Raw genomic sequence first — 18,076 nt, forward strand, 5'->3', positions numbered from 1 at the left:
GCACCGCTGCGTGCGCCTCCATGCGCGAAGCTGCGTACAGCGGCACCTCACGCCGGGCATCCTCGCGGCGCTTCTCCAGTTCGTTGGCTGCCCAGTCGCGCAAGGCGTGCCAGTCTTCGAGCGTGGGGGCTGCGGGAGCGTCGATATGTGCCATGAGCGGCCACTATGAACGGCCCTCAGCCGCTCCACAACCAACCGCTACGACTGCCCTGAGATGCGTCTGAGTAGCCGTGCAGGCTCGGGCGTGGCTAGGTGGTTCTCCACAGCTTCGAGCAACATTCTCCAGTGCATGCGGCTACCGCGTACGCCATCATGGGGCTGCGCCTGCTTAGCGTGAGACTGTCTGGAGCGATGCTGGAGGCTCATCATCATCGGGCACGACCTCCGTCGGGTCGTCGTTCTGGTGCGGTGCCACCACCGGCGCAGGGTGGAACATGTCGAAGAACACCGACACGTCGCCTGCTGCCCGCTTTGCCCGGTCATTGTGCGAGTAGGTGGCGATCTGCTGGTCCGCGCCCTTCTCGCTCCATCCCATGGTCGCCACGAGACTTTCTCGCGATGCGCCCGCCTCGATGAGCATGGTGGTGGCGACGTGGCGCAGGCTATGCACGGTCAGCCCGCTGTCCTTCTTGAAAGCTTCGATCATGCCGTAAAGCTGTTCGCGGTCGCGCTGCCCGTAGCGCGGCTGCCCGAGGTAGCTCTTGGTGCGAGGGTTGCCGTCCTTGCGTAGAGTCGGGGGACCGACTGTGAAAAGCAGCTTGTCGAGGCCTTCGCCCGCCACTGGATTGAAGAGGGGGTCCTGTCGAAGCTTGCTTTGCGCAGCCCGGTGGGTCACTAGCACCTGCCATACATGCTCGGGTATCACGATCTCTCGCACACCACTCTCCGACTTCGTCTTCACGAGCGCCCAGTAGGCCTCAGACTTCGGGTTGGTGCACCCACGGGTCTTGCGACCGCAGGGGAATGCGCCGAGCTTGGCGTCCCATTCGCCGCACCCGTGCTCACCCGCGACACGGGCGAGCTGGTGCGAGATCACCACTCGGCGCGTGCGAGTGTTACCGCTCCTTCTCGTGACGAGGCTGTCATCGGTCATGCCCAGCACCTCCGACTGCCGAATGCCGACCATGGCGAGCAGCCAGCGGGCGCTTTCACCGATCTTCTCTGCTTCTGCGAGCAGGTAGCGGTTGAGGTATTTGGCCGCCTGGCGAAGCTCTTTGACCTCTTCGGTGGTGCGCTTCTTGCGCCCATCGGGAGCTTTGATGCCCACCATCGGATGCGCAAGGATGATGCCGTCGCGCTGAGCGACATTGAGCGCCCCCTTCAAGGCGATATGCACCTGCCGGATGCTGCTATCGCCTAACCCCTTACCGGGAAGCGTGTCCTTGAAGAATGTTCGAAGCTTCGGGTAGGTGAGGGTTCGGACTGGTTCGTCACCGAAAACCGGAAGTATGTGCTGGCGAATGCGGCTGTCATACATGCGGTACGACTGCCACGCGAGGTCACCGTCGTCGTTCTTGGTTTCGAGCCACGTTGCCATCACATCTCTCACCGTGACGTAGGAAAGCTCCTCTGGCACGGTCAAATGCTCAGGCCCAAGTTGGCCATACGCTACGCGCTTTCGCGTGACTGCTTCTTCGAGTGCGCGTGCAGCATCAGCAGCGGTCTTACGCTGCACGGCAACGGTCACCGTTTTGCTTCCGAGTTTTATGCGGCGCACCGCGCGGTAATAGGTGTACACACCGCCATTCGGAGCCGGAAGCTCCCGCACATGCACGCTACCCATGCCACAGATCGCGCGCCGCGGCTGCCGTTTATGTGCCGCGTGCTTTTTTCGGTCCGCCGCCCCCACGTCGTCCGTCGTCATTGCGCCCCCCAATCGCGCTTATGTACACACATCTTGTACACATATTCAGGGGAGCGCAACAACTAAAAAGGGCGCATAATCACGCGGATTTTGACAATCTCGCGTGATTATGCGCCCAAAGTGCGGTGACGGTGGGATTTGAACCCACGGTAGGGGTGAACCTACACAACATTTCGAGTGTTGCACCTTCGGCCGCTCGGACACGTCACCGCGGACAAGCTTACGACACTCTGCGGGATGCCGCGAATCGGCGCCGGCGGCATCCATTCCTCCACCGTCGAGCCACCGCGCTGGATGCCGCCCGGGGCCGCTGCCAGGATCGAGCCATGAGCGTGATCGAGAACTCCAAGCTGACGGTCGTGGGCGCGGGGAGCGTGGGCGCGAGCGTCGCCTATGCGGCCCTCATCCGCGGGTCGGCCCGGCACGTCGCCCTGTACGACATCGCCGCCGAGAAGGTCGAGGCCGAGGTGCTCGACCTCGCGCACGGGACGCAGTTCACCGGTTCGAGCGACATCACGGGCGGTGCCGACGTGTCGATCGCCGAGGGGTCGCATGTCGTCGTCATCACCGCCGGCGCGAAGCAGAACCCGGGGCAGACGCGCACCGAACTCGCCGCCACCAACGCCCGGATCATCGGCGACATGATGCCGAAGCTGCTCGAGGTCGCGCCGAACGCGGTGTACGTCATCGTCACGAACCCGTGCGACGTGCTCACGGTCCTCGCTCACGAGAGGACGGGGCTGCCGGCATCCCGGATCTTCGCCTCGGGCACCGTCCTCGACACCTCTCGCCTTCGCTGGAAGATCGCGCAGCGCGCGGGCGTCGCCACCTCCAGCGTGCACGCGTGGATCGTCGGCGAGCACGGCGACACCGAGTTCCCCCTGTGGTCGACGGCCACGATCGGGTCGGCGCCGATCACCGAATTCGACCTTCCCGACGGTTCCCGTTTCGACGAGAAGGAATTGGATGCCATCGCCGTCGACGTGCGCGATGCGGCGTACAAGGTGATCAAGGGCAAGGGTGCCACCAACTACGCCATTGGACTGTCCAGCGCTCGCATCGTCGAGGCGGTCCTGCGCGACGAGCACGCGATCCTGCCGGTCAGCACGGTGCTCGACGACTTCCACGGCATCAGCGGCACGGCTCTGTCGGTGCCGTCGATCGTGTCGGCGCGCGGAGCGGTGCCGCTGGCGGGCACCCCCTTCTCGGACGCCGAGCTGACGCTGCTGCGCCGTTCCGCCGACGCTCTGGCCACGGTCGCGCAGTCGCTGCACGACTGAGCCGTCCGCGCGGCGGGCCCGTCGACGGACGAGGGATGCCATGCCCCGGCGCGGCGATGTCGGAGGCCCCGCGTAGCCTGAAGCCATGGCATCCCGTCGTCCTGCAACCGCCCCCGCGCCCTACCGGTGCACCGAGTGCGGATGGACGACGGTCAAGTGGGTCGGGCGCTGCGGCGAGTGCCAGTCGTGGGGCACGGTCGTCGAGGCGGCCGAGCAGACGGGCATCGTCCGCTCGATCACGCCGGTCGCGCCGGGGGCGGCGCGCGCGGCGCGGCGCATCACCGAGATCGACACGCAAGACGCCCCGCGTCGCACGAGCGGCGTCGGCGAGTTCGACCGCGTGCTCGGCGGGGGCATCGTGCCCGGCGCGGCGATCCTGCTGAGCGGCGAGCCCGGCGTCGGCAAGTCGACGCTGCTGCTCGAGGTCGCGGCGCAGAGCGCCCGGGCCGGACGACGCGTGCTGTACGCCAGCGGCGAGGAGTCCGCGGCGCAGGTGCGCCTGCGGGCCGAGCGCACCGGCGCCCTGCACGACGAGCTGTTCCTCGCCGCCGAGACCGACCTGGCCACGATCCTCGGCCACATCGACGAGGTCGAGCCCGGCCTGCTCATCGTCGACTCGGTGCAGACGGTGTCGTCGGCGCACAGCGACGGCGCGGCCGGTCAACCCGCCCAGGTGCGCGAGGTGGCATCCGCCCTCATCCGCGTCGCGAAAGAGCGCGGGCTCCCGATCATCCTCGTCGGCCACGTCACCAAGGACGGCTCGATCGCCGGCCCCCGCATCCTCGAACACCTCGTCGACGTGGTGTGCCACTTCGAGGGAGACCGGCAGACGTCGCTGCGTTTCGTCCGTGCGCTCAAGAACCGCTTCGGCCCCACCGACGAGGTCGGGTGCTTCGACATGACCGGCACCGGCATCGCCGAGGTCGCGGATCCCAGTGCCCTGTTCCTCGGCCACGGCGAGCCCGAGCCGGGCACGTGCGTCACGATCGCGATGGAGGGGCGGCGCGCACTTCCCGTCGAGATCCAGGCTCTCGCCGTGCGACAGACGGCCCCCAACCCGCGGCGCATCGTCAACGGCGTCGACTCCTCGCGCGTCGCGATGGTGCTCGCGGTGCTCGAGAGCCGCATGGGTCTCACCCTGTCGGACCGCGACGTGTACGTCTCGACGGTCGGTGGCGTCCGCCTGGTCGAACCGGCCGCCGACCTGGCGATCGCGATCGCGGTGGCCAACGCCGTGAAGAACCGCAAGGTGTCCAAGCGGCTCGCCGCGATCGGCGAGCTGACTCTGACCGGCGAGATCCGCAACGTCACCCAGGCCGCGCAGCGCGCCTCCGAGGCCAAGCGGCTCGGCTACCACACGGTGCTTGACGCCTCGTCGCGCAAGCTCGCGCAGGCGCTCAACGAGCTGCAGGTGCGCGGCGTGCCCCGCGACGACAGCGAACCGGGGTTCTGAGCGGTCGGCAGCACGCGGCACACCCGAAGCGGAGCGGCGCCCCGACGCGGCATCCGGGCGCGGTCGGCACTTCGTCGACGCTCCGGCGCGGGGCGAGGTACCGACGCGGTGCGGCATCCGGACGCGACCCGGCATCCGGACACGGTGCGGCACCCGGACACGGTGCGGCACCCGGACACGGTGCGGCATCCGGACGCGGTGCGGCGTCCGGACACGGTGCGACCGGACACGGTGCGGCACCCGGACGCGGTGCGGCGTCTCGAGCCCGTCGGACTCAGCGACCGGGAGGCGCCGAGCGGCGACGGCGGTGCGGGGAGGTCATCCCCAGCACGGCGGGGATGACGAGTCCGGCGGCGCACACGGCACCGGCGATCAGGTACTCCATGCCGTCGAGTCTTCCACGAGTCCCTCACCCGCGCGACTCGGGTTTTTCACCCCGCCGGGGTCGACGGGCAGTCGAGCGTCGCCCACCACCGCTCGGCCGCACGGCAACGTGCGTGCACAACGGCGGGCCGTGTCGAAAACAGTCGGACCCGGCGATCCAGTCTCGGCGTGTCGTCACTCCGCCCCGCCGTTGTGCTCGCACCGCGCCCCACGGCACCCGGTCGGCGCACCCGGACCGCCCGGGGTGACGAACCGACGAGCCCTCCCCCTCGCCGCGAACCAGCCGTCCCTGCTGAGCACAACGGCGGGGACTTGACGAGACACGCCGCGTTGGGCCGTCGCAGCCCCGGCGTGTCGACACTCCGGCCCGCAACTGTGCACGGGGCAAGACCCGGCCACCGCACCCGGACCGGCCGGGGTGACTAACCGACGCCCCGCCGCGAACCGGCCGTGCCTGTCGAGCACAACGGCGGGATTCGACGCGACACGCCGCGTTGGGCCGTTCCCGCCCCGGCATGTCGACACCCCAGCCCGCAGCTGTGCACGCGGCCAGACCCGGCCACCACCCCAGCCCGCAACTGTGCACGCGGCAAGACCCGGCCACCGCACCCGGCCCGCGAACCCTCAGGCGTCGAGCGCGGCGATGAGGTCGGCCGGCGCTGCCTGGATGGGGTGCGGCCCGGCGATGTCGATGAAGACCGTGGTGATGGCATCCTGGTGCGCTCCGAGGAACGACCGCAACCACTGCGGGGACTGCAGCGCCACGTGCGGGGGGAGCGTCTCGGGCTTGTGCGCGGCGTCGCTGAACAGCAGCAGGGCGACCTGGCCGGTGTCGGGGGCGCGGTAGGTCCACACCTCGCCGACGCTCAGCGGGTTGTCGGCGTCGCCCGGCGTCATCAGCGGCACCACCGTCGGTCCGTGCCGCAGCGCGAAGGCGATCGCCGCCATGTCCTGGGTCTGCAGGGCGTCGGTCAGCGCGGTGTTCTTGAAGTCCATGTCGTGCTTCTTCCCCTTGCGCTTCTTGCTCCCGGCCATCCTCCGAGCCTAATCCGGCGGAGCGATCAGGCCAGGAATCCGCGAAGCAGCGACTCGGATCCGGCGAGGTGGTCGCGCATGGCGGCGTGGGCGGCATCCGGTCTGCCCGCCAGGATCGCCGACACGATCGCGGCGTGCTGCGACGTGGAGTGGTCGATGTTGCGCGGCAGCAGCGGAAAGGTGTCGAGCCAGGCGTTCACGCGCGCGCGGTTGTCGGCCACGAGGGGAACGAGCGAGGGGATGCCGGCGAGCTCCGCGATCGTCAGGTGCAGCAGCGTGTCGAGGCGGCGGTAGTCCTCTCCCCCGGCGTGCGCGGCGGCCTCGTGCCGTGCCCACAGCACGTCGCGTTCGTCGGCGGACAGCGAGCGACCGGCCGCGGCCCACGCGGCGCCGGGTTCGAGCACGCCCCGCAACGAGATGACGTCCGAGAGTTCGGCGGGAGAGACCACCGCCGGCTCCGACGGACGCGGCACGGGGTCGACGACGAAGGTGCCGCCGTACCGTCCGCGCCGCGTCTCGAGCCAACCGGCGTCGGCGAGCTCGCGGATCGCCTCGCGGACGGTGTCGCGGCTGACGCCGTACAGCGCCGCGAGTTCGCGTTCGGCGGGCAGCGACTCCCCCGGGGCGACGAGCCCCAGACGCACCGTCTGCACGATGCGGGCCGTGGTGTCCTCGAGCGCGTTGCCGCTGCGCACGGGCCGGTAGACGGCCCGCCGCAGGTCGTCCAGGGGCGCCTCGCTCACCGCCTCAGCCTGTCATGTCGGGGATCAGAGCGGCGTCACGTAGGCGTTGGTGATACCGCCGTCGACGACGAACGCGGTCGCGGTGATGAACGAGGCGTCGTCGGATGCCAGGAACGCCACCGCCGCGGCCATCTCGTCGGGCTCGGCGAACCGGCCCATCGGTACGTGCACCAGGCGGCGCTGCGCGCGCTCGGGGTCCTTCGCGAAGAGCTCCTGCAGCAGCGGCGTGTTCACCGGCCCGGGGCAGAGCGCGTTGACCCGGATGCCCTGTCGGGCGAACTGCACGCCGAGCTCGCGGGTCATCGCCAGCACGCCGCCCTTGGACGCGGTGTACGAGATCTGCGATGTGGCCGAGCCGAGCAGCGCGACGAACGAGGCGGTGTTGATGATCGAGCCGCGACCGGCGGGCACCATGTGCCGCAGCGCCGCGCGCGAGCACAGGTAGACGCTCTTGAGGTTGACGTCCTGCACGCGGTCCCAGGCGGGCAGCTCGGTCGTCTCGATGGAGTCGTCGTCCGCAGGCGAGATGCCGGCGTTGTTGAAGGCGATGTCGACGCTGCCGAGGTCGGCGGCGACGCCGTCGAAGAGGGCGTTCACCGAATCCTCGTCGGCGACGTTCACCTGCCGGAACACCCCGCCCACCGCCTCGGCGGCAGTGGTTCCGGTGGTCTCGTCGAGGTCGGCGATGACGACGCGGGCGCCCTCGGCGGCGAAGCGCCGGGCGGTGGCCAGGCCGATGCCGCTGGCGCCGCCGGTGACGATGGCGACGCGGTCGCGCAGACGCTGGGTGAGGTCGATGGTCATGGTGCGGGTGTTCCTTTCGCGCGGGACCTCGTCCCGCTCATGGCTGGTGTGGGGCCTCGAGACCGGCCGAATGCGGGACGAGGACCGTCATCAGTGGGACGAGGGGGTCATTCGGTGGCGTAGAACACGTTCTTCGTCTCGGTGAAGTGCTCGGCGGCATCCGGTCCGAGCTCGCGACCGAGTCCCGAGGCCTTCATACCGCCGAACGGGGTCGAGTACCGCACCGACGAGTGCGAGTTCACCGACAGGACGCCGCTGCGCACCCCGCGGGAGACCCGGATGCCACGGCCCAGGTTCTCGGTCCAGATCGACCCCGCCAGACCGTAAGCGGTGTCGTTGGCGAGGCGGATGGCATCCGCTTCGTCCTCGAAGGGCAGCACGGCCAGGACCGGTCCGAAGACCTCGTCGCGGGCGATGCGGTCGCCGGGCTGGGCGAGCACCACGGCGGGGGCGAACCAGAAGCCGTCCCCCTCGGGCGCCGAACCGCGGAAGGCCACGTCGGCCCCGTCGAGGAAGCCTTGGACGATGGAGCGATGGGATGCCGAGATCAGCGGCCCCATCTGGGTCGACTCGTCGTGGGGGTCGCCGACCCTCCACGCGGCGACGGCGGGTTCGAGCAGCTCGAGGAACCGGTCGTACACGCGGCGCTCGACGAGCAGGCGGCTGCGCGCGCAACAGTCCTGGCCGGCGTTGTCGAAGACCGAACCGGGGACGCCCGCCGCCGCCTTCTCGAGGTCGGCGTCGGCGAAGACGATGTTGGCGCTCTTGCCGCCGAGCTCGAGCGTGACGGGTTTCAGCAGCTGCGCGCATCCCGCGGCGACCTCGGTGCCCACCTCGGTTGAGCCGGTGAAGACGACCTTGTGCACGTCGGGGTGCGTGACGAAGCGCTGCCCGACGACCGAACCCGATCCCACGATGACGCGGAAGAGCCCCTCGGGCAGACCCGCTTCGAGCGCGAGCTCGCCGAGGCGGACGGCGGTGAGCGGGGTCAGCTCGGCGGGCTTGAGCACGACGGCGTTGCCCGCGGCGAGCGCGGGGGCGAAGCCCCACGCGGCGATGGTCATCGGGAAGTTCCACGGAACGATGATCCCGACGACGCCGTAGGGCTCGTGGTAGGTGACGTCGAGGCCCCCGGCGACCGGGATCTGCGAGCCGATCAGGCGTTCCGGCGAGCCGGCGTAGTAGTTGAGCACCTGGGCGACGTGCTGGGCCTCCCACCGGGCCGAACCGATGGGGTGGCCGGAGTTGCGCACCTCGAGCGCGGAGAGTTCGTCGACGTGCGCCTCGACGACCCGCGCGAACGCGCGCAGAGCGTCGGCGCGGGCGACGGGGGCGAGCGCCGCCCAGGTGCGCTGCGCGCGCACGGCGTCGGCGACCGCGGCGTCCACCTCGGCGACGTCGGCGCGCTCGAGGGTGGTGATGGGTGCCCCCGTGGCGGGGTTCGTGACGGTGAACGTGCTCATGCGGGGACTCCCTGGGGCTCGGAGGAGGTGCGGGCGGCCCGGTACCGCGCGGCCGCGGCGACGAGGCCGAGGAACAACCGTCGGTCTTCGGCATTCTCCTCGGGATGCCACTGCACGGCGACGAGGTAGTCCTCTCCCGGCAGCTCGACGGCCTGCACGAGCCCGTCGTCCGTGCGCGCGGTGACCCGGAGCCCCTCGGCGACGCGGTCGACGCCCTGGTGGTGGTAGCTGTGGACGCCGAGCTCCCCGGCGCCGACGAGACCCGCGAGCCGGGTGTCGGCATCCACCTCTACGGTGTTGTCGGCGAACACGCCCCCGCCGATGCGGTATCGCTCGGTACCGAGCGCCTCGGGCAGGTGCTGGTGGAGCGTCCCGCCCAGGGCGACGTTGATCAGCTGCAGCCCGCGGCAGATGCCGAAGACCGGGATGCCGCGCTCCCGCGCTCCCGCGAGCAGGGCGAGCTCCCATTCGTCGCGGTCGGCGCGCGCGGGGTCGGTGGCGGGGTGGCGCTCGGCGCCGTAGAGCTCGGGCTGCACGTCGAGCCCGCCGGTGAGGATCAGCCCGTCGAGCCCGTCGAGCACCGCGGCGGCGGCCTGCGTGGCGCGCGGCTGCGGCGGCAGCAGCACGGCCGTGGCGCCCGAGGCGGTCACCGCGTCGAAGTACTGCTGCGGCAGGAACGAGGCGCGCACGTCCCAGACCCCCTGCTTCGCGCGTTCGAGGTAGGTCGTCAGCCCCACGACGGGGGTCCTGCTCGGATCAGAGGCGCTCGAAACCACGCACCCGCTCCCAATCGGTCACGGCGGCGTCGTAGGCCTCGACCTCGATGCGCGCCTGGTTCAGGTAGTGCTCGACGACCTCGTCGCCGAAGGCGGCGCGGGCGATGGACGACTCCGAGAAGAGCCGCGCCGCCTCGCGCAGGGTCGTGGGAAGGGTGTCGACGCCGGCCGCGTAGGCGTTGCCGGTGAGCGGGGCGGGCAGGGCGAGTTCGTTCTCGACGCCGTGCAGTCCGCCCGCGATGATCGCCGAGATCGCGAGGTAGGGGTTCACGTCTCCGCCGGGGACGCGGTTCTCGACGCGCAGCGACGAGCCGTGGCCGACGACGCGCAGCGCGCACGTGCGGTTGTCGACGCCCCACGCGACGCCGGTGGGCGCGAACGACCCCTTCGCGTAGCGCTTGTACGAGTTGATCGTGGGCGCGTACAGCAGCGTGAACTCGCGCAGGGTGGCCAGGATGCCGGCGATCCAGTGCTCCATGAGCGGGCTGAAGCCGTGCTCACCGTCTCCGGCCATGACCGCGGCGCCGTCGTCGCCGCGCACCGAGAGGTGGATGTGGCAGCTGTTGCCCTCGCGCTCGTTGAACTTGGCCATAAACGTCAGCGACTTGCCGTGGCGGTCGGCGATCTCTTTCGCGCCGTTCTTGTAGAGCGTGTGGTTGTCGGCGGTCTCGAGCGCCTCGGCGTAGCGGAACGCGATCTCCTGCTGGCCGAAATTGCACTCGCCCTTCACGCCCTCGCAGTACATGCCGGCGCCGTCCATCCCGACCCGGATGTCGCGCAGCAGCGGCTCGAGCCGCGTGGTGGCGAGCAGGTTGTAGTCGACGTTGTAGTCGGTGGACGGCGTCAGCCCGGTGTAGCCCTTGGCCCAGGCGCCGCGGAACGAGTCGTCGAAGACGATGAACTCGAGCTCTGTTCCGGCGTAGGCGGTGAGTCCCCGCTCGGCCAGCCGGGATCTCTGGGCGTTCAGGATGCCGCGCGGCGACTGCACGACGGCGGCGCGGTCCTCCCACGCCAGGTCGGCCATGACCAGGGCGGTGCCGGGCTGCCAGGGGATGCGGCGCAGCGTGTCGAGGTCGGGCACGAGCAGCATGTCGCCGTAGCCCTTCTCCCAGCTCGACATCGCGTAGCCGTCGACGGTGTTGAGGTCGACGTCGACCGACAGCAGGTAGTTGCAGGCCTCGGCGCCGTGACCCTGCACTTCGTCGCGCCAGAATCGCGCGGCGACGCGCTTGCCGACGAGCCGTCCCTGCGCGTCGGGGAAGGCGACGACGACCGTGTCGATGTCTCCCGCGTCGATCGCGGCGTTCAGCTCTGCGGTGGTGAGATTGCCCGCCATGGTGTCCCTCTCGCCTTCTCGTCGCCCTCCGCGACGAAGGACGTAACGAGGAACTTACACGCCAAAGGTAGACAGGTCGACCAATAGCGGGCCATGATCTTGCGCAAAGGCGAGCCCGAAGCCTGCCCGCATCCTTCCGGAGGTCACATGTCCACCTCGAGCAGTTCCCGCAAAAAGGTCGCTGGAGCCACCTATACCGCCACCGACGCCGCCTACTTCGAGAAACGCACCCTGAAACGGTCGGCCGGCGTCTGGGGCCTGTGGGGCCTGGCCGTCGCCGCCGTCATCTCGGGCGACTTCTCGGGCTGGAACTTCGGCATCGGCTTCGCGGGCTTCGGCGGCATGCTCATCGCCTTCGTCATCCTCGTCGTCATGTACTACGGTCTGACCTTCTCGATCGGCGAGATGGCGGCGGCGATGCCGCACACCGGCGGCGCCTACTCGTTCGCCCGCTCGGCGATGGGGCCGTGGGGCGGTCTGGCGACGGGTCTCGCCGAGACGATCGAATACGTCGCGACGACCGCCGTCGTCGTCTACTTCTCGGGGCAGTACGCCGACTCGGCTCTCGAACTGCTCACGGGCGTCAGCCTCCCGGCGTTCGTCTGGTGGATCATCCTCTACGCCCTGTTCATCGTCCTCAACGCCGCGGGCGCGAACATCTCGTTCGGCTTCGCGATCGTCGTCTCGATCATCTCGATCGGCATCATCGTCGTCTTCGGCGCGATGTCGCTCATGACGGGGGCCTTCGACTGGGGTTCGCTCTGGAACATCGCCCCCACCGACGGCAACTCCGAGTTCCTCCCCTTCGGCGTCGGCTCGATCCTGCTCGCCCTGCCCTTCGCGATGTGGTTCTTCCTCGGCATCGAAGAGCTCCCCCTCGCGGCGGAGGAGTCGCACGACCCCGCCCGCGACATCCCCCGCGCCGGCCTCTGGGCCCGCGGCACCCTCATCGTCACCGGTCTCATCGTGCTGTTCCTGAACACCGGCGTGCTCGGCGCCGAAGAGACCGGCGGCTCGCTCGAGCCCCTGCTCGACGGCTTCCGCGCGATGGTCGGCGATCAGGCGGCGGCCCTGCTGTCGCTCCTCGCGCTCGTGGGGCTGCTGGCATCCCTCATGGGCATCATGTTCGCCTACGGCCGCAACATGTACTCCCTCTCGCGGGCCGGGTACTACCCGCGCTGGCTGTCGCTCACCGGCGCGCGCAAGACCCCCTGGGTCGCACTCGTCTTCGGCGCCGTTCTGGGCTTCCTCGCCCTGGTCGTGGTGCAGGCCGCGGGGGGCAACGCCAGCCCCGCCGGGGCGATCGTGCTGAACATCGCGGTGTGGGGAGCGGTGCTGGCGTACTTCCTGCAGATGGTGGCGTTCATCGTCCTGCGGCGGAAGTTCCCGAACGCGGTGCGTCCGTACAAGAGCCCGTGGGGCCTGTTCGGGGCGTACTCCGCGGCCGTCATCGCCGCGGTCGTGTTCTTCGGACTGCTGCTCAACCCGGCCTACCTGCTCGCCATCGTCGCGATCATCGTCGTGTACGCGGTGATCTTCATCGGCTTCGCCGTCTACGGCCGTCACCGCCTCGTGCTCTCGCCCGAAGAGGAGTACGCCCTCTCGGGCGGACTGCACGGCGACCCGCAGAAAGAGGGCTACGACGCCATGGAGGGAGAGGTGTTCGGCGACCGGCGTTCCTGAACGGCAGAACGAGGGGCGGATGCCGTGGCATCCGCCCCTCAGTCCTACCCGTCAAGGGCGTGCCCGGGTTCGGGGCGCGTTCGTCCGTTCGGGGCGCAGGAACAACGCCCCGAACGCAGGATCCCGCCCCGAACGGGTGCGGTGAGCCGGCGCCGGGGCAGAGATGCGTCAGCGCAGGACGAACGACGCCGTTCCCGCGGACGGGATGCCGCCGATCGACACGCTCAGGTGGTAGGTCGCGCCGCCGCCGGGGGCGTAGGGGCGCTCGCTCCCGCACGAGCCGACCGAGGATCGCGTGCGATCCCACGTCAGCGGCGCGGAGCTCGAGACCGTCTGACCGGGCTCAAGGGTGACCTCGAGGTCGCTCGGCTCGGTCTGGCAGTCGGTCGAGCGCCACCACACGTCGGAACCACTCGTGACGGTGAAGGACTGGGCGCTCGTGCCGACGTTCATCGTGCAGGCGGTCGCCGACGAGTTGGTGAGGCGGATCGACAGCTGGGGGTTCTCGCCCTGGGCGTACTCGGCCTTGTCCGACAGGGCGTCCACCGTGATCTCGCTCGGTCCGCACTCCACGGGGCCTGCGGGGGTCGACGGCGACGCCGTGGGGGACGGCGACGAGGACGCGGGCGAGGTCGGGGCGGGGGCGACGGGGGAGGCGCTCGCGACGGGCGCGGGGGTCTCCTGCGCGGTCGGGGCGGAGCGCCACGGCGGAGCCGCGACGAGCCACACGACGAGGCCGATCACGAGCAGGGCGAGAAGCCCGGCCGCGAGACGGCGTCGACGGTAGACCGCCGGGGACTGCCTCCGCCTACGGGGGGCATCGGTCATGGTTCCAGGGTAGGCGCCCCGGACGGGAGCCTTTCCCGCGGCGCGCGCGTTCAGCTCTTTGCCGGGTGCGCTGACACGGCCCGGGGGCGTCGCCGCCCGCACGAGCGGGGTCGGTCAGAGCTGCTTGAGCATCCGCGTGTTGCCGAGGGTGTTCGGCTTCACGTGGGCCAGGTCGAGGAACTCCGCGACGCCCTCGTCGGGGCTGCGGACGAGCTGCGAGTAGACGTCGGGATCGACGACCTGCTCGCCGATCGGGGCGAACCCCCGCCGGGTGAAGAAGTCGACCTCGAAGGTCAGGCAGAACAGCCGCGCCACGCCCAGCTCGCGGGCGCGGTCCTCGAGCACCTCGACGATCGCCCGGCCCACGCCGTGATGCAGCCAGTCCTCGTGCACGATGAGCGTGCGGATCTCGGCGAGGTCGTCCCACATCACGTGCAGCGCCCCGCAGCCGATGACCACGCCGTCGACCTCGGCGACGACGAACTGCTGCACCGAGCCGTACAGCACGACCAGGTCCTTGCCCAGCAGGATGCGCTTCTGGACGAACGGCTCGAGCAGTTCGTGGATGCGGCGGACGTCGGCGGTTCCGGCGGGGCGGACGACGAACGGCGCGGAAGAGGTCATCCGACAAGCGTACGCCGCAACGACGAAGGACCCGGATGCCGTGGCATCCGGGTCCTTCATTCGCTAGGCGGTCAGCTGCCGGCGAGCGTGTCGGGGGTGGCGGCGATCTCGCCGGCCGTTCCGACCCCGATCGCGACCTTGTCGCCGCGCGGAGCGCTGTCGAAGGTGAACTGTCCGTTCTCGACGCCGACCTTCACGTGGTCGCCCGACTCGAGCTCCCCGTGCAGGATCTTCTCGCTCAGACGGTCCTCGACCTCGCGCTGCATGGCGCGGCGCAGGGGACGCGCACCGAGAGTGGGGTCGAACCCGATCTCGATCAGCTTGTCCTTGGCGTCGTCCGACAGCTCGACGGTCATATCGCGGTCGAGCAGACGGTCGGCGAGACGCTTGACGAACAGGCCGACGATCTGGCGCAGCTCGTCCTTGTTGAGCTGCGGGAACACGATCACGTCGTCGACGCGGTTGAGGAACTCGGGCTTGAAGTGCCGCTTGAGCTCCTCGTCGACCTTGCCCTTCATCCGCTCGTAGGACGTCTGGGCGCTGCCCTCGACCTGGAAGCCGACCGGTCCACCGGCGATCGCCGACGAACCGAGGTTCGTCGTCATGATGATCACCGTGTTCTTGAAGTCGATGACGCGTCCCTGACCGTCGGTCAGGCGACCCTCTTCGAGGATCTGCAGCAGCGAGTTGAAGATGTCGGGGTGCGCCTTCTCGATCTCGTCGAAGAGCACGACCGAGAACGGCTTGCGGCGCACCTTCTCGGTGAGCTGGCCGCCCTCTTCGAAGCCGACGAACCCGGGAGGGGCACCGAACAGCCGCGAGACGGTGTGCTTCTCGCCGAACTCCGACATGTCGAGCGAGATCAGCGCGCCCTCGTCGTCGAAGAGGAACTCGGCGAGCGCCTTGGCGAGCTCGGTCTTTCCGACACCGGTGGGGCCGGCGAAGATGAACGAGCCGCTCGGACGCTTCGGGTCCTTGAGGCCGGCGCGCTGACGACGGATCGTGCGCGACAGGGCGGCGATCGCCTCTTCCTGGCCGATGACCCGCTGGTGCAGGGCCTTCTCCATGAACATGAGGCGGCTGGACTCCTCCTCGGTGAGCTTGAACACCGGGATGCCGGTCGCCTGGGCGAGCACCTCGGCGATCAGGCCCTCGTCGACCACCGCGTGCGAGGCGACGTCGCCCGAGCGCCACTGCTTTTCGAGGCGCAGGCGCTCCGCCAGGAGCGACTTCTCCTCATCGCGCAGCGAGGCCGCCTTCTCGAAGTCCTGCTCCTCGGAGGCCTGCTCCTTCTGCTCGCGGACCTTGGCGATCTTCTCGTCGAACTCGCGCAGCTCGGGCGGCGACGACAGGATCGACAGACGCAGGCGGGCGCCGGCCTCGTCGATCAGATCGATGGCCTTGTCGGGCAGGAATCGGTCGCTGATGTAGCGGTCGGCCAGGTTCGCGGCGGCGACGATCGCGCCGTCGGTGATCTGCACCTTGTGGTGCGCCTCGTAGCGGTCGCGCAGCCCCTTCAGGATGTTGATCGCGTGGGGCAGGCTCGGCTCGGCCACCTGGATCGGCTGGAAGCGGCGCTCGAGAGCGGCGTCCTTCTCGAAGTGCTTGCGGTACTCGTCGAGCGTGGTGGCACCGATCGTCTGGAGCTCTCCGCGGGCGAGGAGGGGCTTGAGGATGGATGCCGCGTCGATCGCGCCCTCGGCAGCACCGGCACCCACGAGGGTGTGGATCTCGTCGATGAAGACGATGATGTCGCCGCGCGTGCGGATCTCTTTGGTGACCTTCTTCAGGCGCTCCTCGAAGTCACCGCGGTAACGCGACCCGGCGATGAGCGAGCCGAGGTCGAGCGAGTAGACCTGCTTGTCCTTCAGCGTCTCGGGCACGTCGCCCTTGACGATGGCCTGCGCGAGGCCCTCGACGACGGCGGTCTTTCCGACACCGGGCTCGCCGATGAGGACGGGGTTGTTCTTGGAACGGCGCGACAGGATCTGCATCACGCGCTCGATCTCTTTCTCGCGCCCGATCACGGGGTCGAGCTTGTTGTCGCGCGCGGCCTGCGTGAGGTTGCGACCGAACTGGTCGAGCACGGCCGAACCGCCCTGGGCGGCGCCCTGGGTCTGCTCTCCGGCTCCGGATGCCACGCCCGCGGGCTCCTTGCCCTGGTACCCCGAGAGCAGCTGGATGACCTGCTGGCGCACCTTGTTCAGGTCGGCACCCAGCTTGACGAGCACCTGGGCCGCGACGCCCTCGCCCTCGCGGATGAGGCCGAGCAGGATGTGCTCGGTGCCGATGTAGTTGTGGCCGAGCTGCAGGGCCTCGCGCAACGACAGCTCCAGCACCTTCTTCGCGCGCGGCGTGAAGGGGATGTGGCCGGTCGGCTGCTGCTGCCCCTGCCCGATGATGTCCTGCACCTGCTCGCGGACGGCGTCGAGCGAGATGCCGAGGGACTCGAGCGCCTTCGCGGCGACACCTTCGCCCTCGTGGATCAGCCCGAGCAGGATGTGCTCGGTGCCGATGTAGTTGTGGTTGAGCATCTTCGCCTCTTCTTGGGCGAGGACGACCACACGACGGGCACGGTCGGTGAATCTCTCGAACATCTCAGTCCCTCCAGAAATGGGCTGACAGGCACGCCTCCGCGCGCCGTACATCGAGAGTAACCAGCGGCCGCGAGCCAGGGACCCGTGTTCGCCGTGGGCATACCGTCGCGGCGACGGGTCTTGCGGAACCCAACGACTGTCGTTACGTTATCGACAACCGATAACAACGATCATCGATAAGGAGCGATCATGGCCACCCCCGGACCTTCCTCGCGCATCCTCTCTCGCGGCGACACCGCCGGCATGCTCTTCTTCGTCGTGCTCGGCGTCGGCCTGGCCCTGTGGGCGGTGGTGCAGAGCACGGTGAACATCGTCGCCGCCCTGCCCAACCGCGACGTGCGGGTCGCAGCCCCCTTCCTCGACACTGTCGCCCAGGCTCCGCTCGGCCCCGACGGCGCCCCCGTGAGCGTCGAACTCGGCAGCGGTGTCGTCGTCGCCCCGGAGCTGCCGATCGCCTCACTCGGCGCGCTCGTCATCGCGCAGGTGCTCTTCGCCGCGACGGTCGTGACCGTGGTGGTTCTGCTGCTGATCCTGGTCGTCGGCATCCTGCGCGGACGCATCTTCAGCCGACGACACACCGCCCTCGTCTCGGCGGCGGGCATCGTCTCGCTGGTGGGGGTCGCGGGCGTGCCGTTCTTCCAGAACATGGTGGCCAACGGCGCCCTCGCCTGGATCTCGGACCGCACCTACGAACGCGGACTCGTGCAGACCATCGACCTGCCGGTGCTCTTCGGCCTCGCATTCGTCGTCGCCCTCGCCGGGACGGTGTTCTCGGTGGGCGACCGTCTGCAGCGCGACACCGAGGGCCTCGTATGACGCCGGCGGCCGCGGATGACGGGCCCACCGGCATCCATTGCCGTCTCGACGAACTGCTCGCCGCTCGGGGCATGACGCTCACGCGGCTGAGCGAGCTGGTCGGCGTCTCGGTGGTCAACCTCTCGGTGCTCAAGAACGACCGCGCCCGCGCGATCCGCTACTCGACGCTCGCCGCGATCTGCCGCGCCCTCGAGTGCGAGGTCGGCGACCTCCTCACCGTCGCCCCCTGACCCCCCTCTCCCCCTCCTCCCCCTCCTCCCTTCCCCCTCCGCTCCATCGGCGCCAAATGGCACCGACGAAGAGCACCCACAACACTTCGACGCCAACCAACCACGCCCCCCGCACCGCAGCGCGATACGCGCCGCGCCCCCGCAACGCCGCCTTCATCGG

15 protein-coding genes and 1 tRNA gene are annotated in these 18,076 nt (G+C 69.6%); 5 read left to right on the plus strand and 11 right to left on the minus strand.

Going from position 1 to position 18,076, the window contains the following annotated elements; translation table 11 throughout:
• Positions 1-328: 328 nt before the first annotated feature.
• Together DC432_RS07420 and DC432_RS07425 are read right to left on the minus strand one after the other, a co-directional pair.
• Positions 329-1,864 carry a tyrosine-type recombinase/integrase gene (locus DC432_RS07420; RefSeq protein WP_116537326.1) on the minus strand — a complete coding sequence of 512 codons (1,536 nt, stop codon included), beginning with the start codon at positions 1,862-1,864 and terminating at the stop codon, positions 329-331.
• A gap of 123 nt (positions 1,865-1,987) precedes the next feature.
• Positions 1,988-2,074 (minus strand) — tRNA-Ser (locus DC432_RS07425).
• 116 nt (positions 2,075-2,190) lie between these two features.
• On the opposite strand from DC432_RS07425, the gene DC432_RS07430 reads away from it, so the two are divergent.
• Both DC432_RS07430 and radA read left to right on the plus strand, forming a co-directional pair.
• On the plus strand, positions 2,191-3,144 hold the full coding sequence (locus DC432_RS07430; protein ID WP_116537327.1) for an L-lactate dehydrogenase: 954 nt from the start codon (positions 2,191-2,193) through the stop codon (positions 3,142-3,144).
• Positions 3,145-3,229: 85 nt separating this feature from the next.
• Positions 3,230-4,597, plus strand: coding sequence for a DNA repair protein RadA (radA, locus tag DC432_RS07435; RefSeq protein ID WP_116537328.1), 1,368 nt, complete (start codon positions 3,230-3,232; stop codon positions 4,595-4,597).
• Positions 4,598-5,605: 1,008 nt separating this feature from the next.
• Here the strand turns inward: radA and DC432_RS07445 are convergent.
• From DC432_RS07445 to DC432_RS07470, 6 genes are all read right to left on the minus strand, one after another.
• On the minus strand, positions 5,606-6,016 hold the full coding sequence (locus tag DC432_RS07445) for a dehydrogenase (RefSeq protein ID WP_108320442.1): 411 nt from the start codon (positions 6,014-6,016) through the stop codon (positions 5,606-5,608).
• Positions 6,017-6,042: 26 nt separating this feature from the next.
• On the minus strand, positions 6,043-6,759 hold the full coding sequence (locus tag DC432_RS07450) for a FadR/GntR family transcriptional regulator (RefSeq protein WP_116537330.1): 717 nt from the start codon (positions 6,757-6,759) through the stop codon (positions 6,043-6,045).
• 24 nt (positions 6,760-6,783) lie between these two features.
• Entirely contained in the window at positions 6,784-7,563 is a 780-nt protein-coding gene (locus DC432_RS07455; RefSeq protein ID WP_116537331.1) for a 3-oxoacyl-ACP reductase, read from the minus strand.
• A gap of 107 nt (positions 7,564-7,670) precedes the next feature.
• On the minus strand, positions 7,671-9,026 hold the full coding sequence (locus DC432_RS07460; protein ID WP_116537332.1) for an aldehyde dehydrogenase family protein: 1,356 nt from the start codon (positions 9,024-9,026) through the stop codon (positions 7,671-7,673).
• Entirely contained in the window at positions 9,023-9,802 is a 780-nt protein-coding gene (locus DC432_RS07465) for a gamma-glutamyl-gamma-aminobutyrate hydrolase family protein (protein ID WP_116537333.1), read from the minus strand. Before DC432_RS07465 ends, DC432_RS07460 begins: the two co-directional genes overlap by 4 nt.
• Positions 9,783-11,138: a glutamine synthetase family protein gene (locus DC432_RS07470; RefSeq protein ID WP_116537334.1), complete on the minus strand. Its 1,356-nt coding sequence runs from the start codon at positions 11,136-11,138 to the stop codon at positions 9,783-9,785. Before DC432_RS07470 ends, DC432_RS07465 begins: the two co-directional genes overlap by 20 nt.
• A gap of 147 nt (positions 11,139-11,285) precedes the next feature.
• On the opposite strand from DC432_RS07470, the gene DC432_RS07475 reads away from it, so the two are divergent.
• The gene (locus tag DC432_RS07475) at positions 11,286-12,821 is read left to right on the plus strand and encodes an amino acid permease (RefSeq protein ID WP_116537335.1); all 1,536 of its coding nucleotides are present in this window, start codon (positions 11,286-11,288) and stop codon (positions 12,819-12,821) included.
• Positions 12,822-12,989: 168 nt separating this feature from the next.
• Here the strand turns inward: DC432_RS07475 and DC432_RS07480 are convergent, their stop codons facing one another.
• From DC432_RS07480 to DC432_RS07490, 3 genes are all read right to left on the minus strand, one after another.
• Positions 12,990-13,649, minus strand: coding sequence for a hypothetical protein (locus tag DC432_RS07480; protein WP_207770779.1), 660 nt, complete (start codon positions 13,647-13,649; stop codon positions 12,990-12,992).
• A gap of 114 nt (positions 13,650-13,763) precedes the next feature.
• The gene (locus tag DC432_RS07485; RefSeq protein ID WP_108319684.1) at positions 13,764-14,273 is read right to left on the minus strand and encodes an amino-acid N-acetyltransferase; all 510 of its coding nucleotides are present in this window, start codon (positions 14,271-14,273) and stop codon (positions 13,764-13,766) included.
• A 71-nt stretch (positions 14,274-14,344) separates the two neighbouring features.
• Entirely contained in the window at positions 14,345-16,870 is a 2,526-nt protein-coding gene (locus DC432_RS07490; protein WP_108319682.1) for an ATP-dependent Clp protease ATP-binding subunit, read from the minus strand.
• A gap of 189 nt (positions 16,871-17,059) precedes the next feature.
• Between DC432_RS07490 and DC432_RS07495 the strand changes: the two genes are divergently transcribed.
• Complete coding sequence (locus tag DC432_RS07495) at positions 17,060-17,686, plus strand: hypothetical protein (RefSeq protein WP_116537336.1); 627 nt, start codon at positions 17,060-17,062, stop codon at positions 17,684-17,686.
• Complete coding sequence (locus tag DC432_RS07500; RefSeq protein WP_116537337.1) at positions 17,683-17,916, plus strand: helix-turn-helix domain-containing protein; 234 nt, start codon at positions 17,683-17,685, stop codon at positions 17,914-17,916. The genes DC432_RS07495 and DC432_RS07500 overlap by 4 nt, the downstream gene beginning before the upstream one ends.
• The last annotated feature ends 160 nt before the right edge of the window (positions 17,917-18,076 follow it).

Source organism: Microbacterium testaceum, from assembly GCF_003075375.1.
Lineage (GTDB): Bacteria > Actinomycetota > Actinomycetes > Actinomycetales > Microbacteriaceae > Microbacterium > Microbacterium testaceum_E.

Coding starts and splice junctions, on each gene's coding strand:
- DC432_RS07460 (WP_116537332.1), bottom strand. CDS start 9,026: ATGAGCACGTTCACCGTCACGAACCCCGCCACGGGGGCACCCATCACC.
- DC432_RS07430 (WP_116537327.1), top strand. CDS start 2,191: ATGAGCGTGATCGAGAACTCCAAGCTGACGGTCGTGGGCGCGGGGAGC.
- DC432_RS07455 (WP_116537331.1), bottom strand. CDS start 7,563: ATGACCATCGACCTCACCCAGCGTCTGCGCGACCGCGTCGCCATCGTC.
- DC432_RS07445 (WP_108320442.1), bottom strand. CDS start 6,016: ATGGCCGGGAGCAAGAAGCGCAAGGGGAAGAAGCACGACATGGACTTC.
- DC432_RS07475 (WP_116537335.1), top strand. CDS start 11,286: ATGTCCACCTCGAGCAGTTCCCGCAAAAAGGTCGCTGGAGCCACCTAT.
- DC432_RS07485 (WP_108319684.1), bottom strand. CDS start 14,273: ATGACCTCTTCCGCGCCGTTCGTCGTCCGCCCCGCCGGAACCGCCGAC.
- radA (WP_116537328.1), top strand. CDS start 3,230: ATGGCATCCCGTCGTCCTGCAACCGCCCCCGCGCCCTACCGGTGCACC.
- DC432_RS07500 (WP_116537337.1), top strand. CDS start 17,683: ATGACGCCGGCGGCCGCGGATGACGGGCCCACCGGCATCCATTGCCGT.
- DC432_RS07470 (WP_116537334.1), bottom strand. CDS start 11,138: ATGGCGGGCAATCTCACCACCGCAGAGCTGAACGCCGCGATCGACGCG.
- DC432_RS07495 (WP_116537336.1), top strand. CDS start 17,060: ATGGCCACCCCCGGACCTTCCTCGCGCATCCTCTCTCGCGGCGACACC.
- DC432_RS07480 (WP_207770779.1), bottom strand. CDS start 13,649: ATGACCGATGCCCCCCGTAGGCGGAGGCAGTCCCCGGCGGTCTACCGT.
- DC432_RS07490 (WP_108319682.1), bottom strand. CDS start 16,870: ATGTTCGAGAGATTCACCGACCGTGCCCGTCGTGTGGTCGTCCTCGCC.
- DC432_RS07420 (WP_116537326.1), bottom strand. CDS start 1,864: ATGACGACGGACGACGTGGGGGCGGCGGACCGAAAAAAGCACGCGGCA.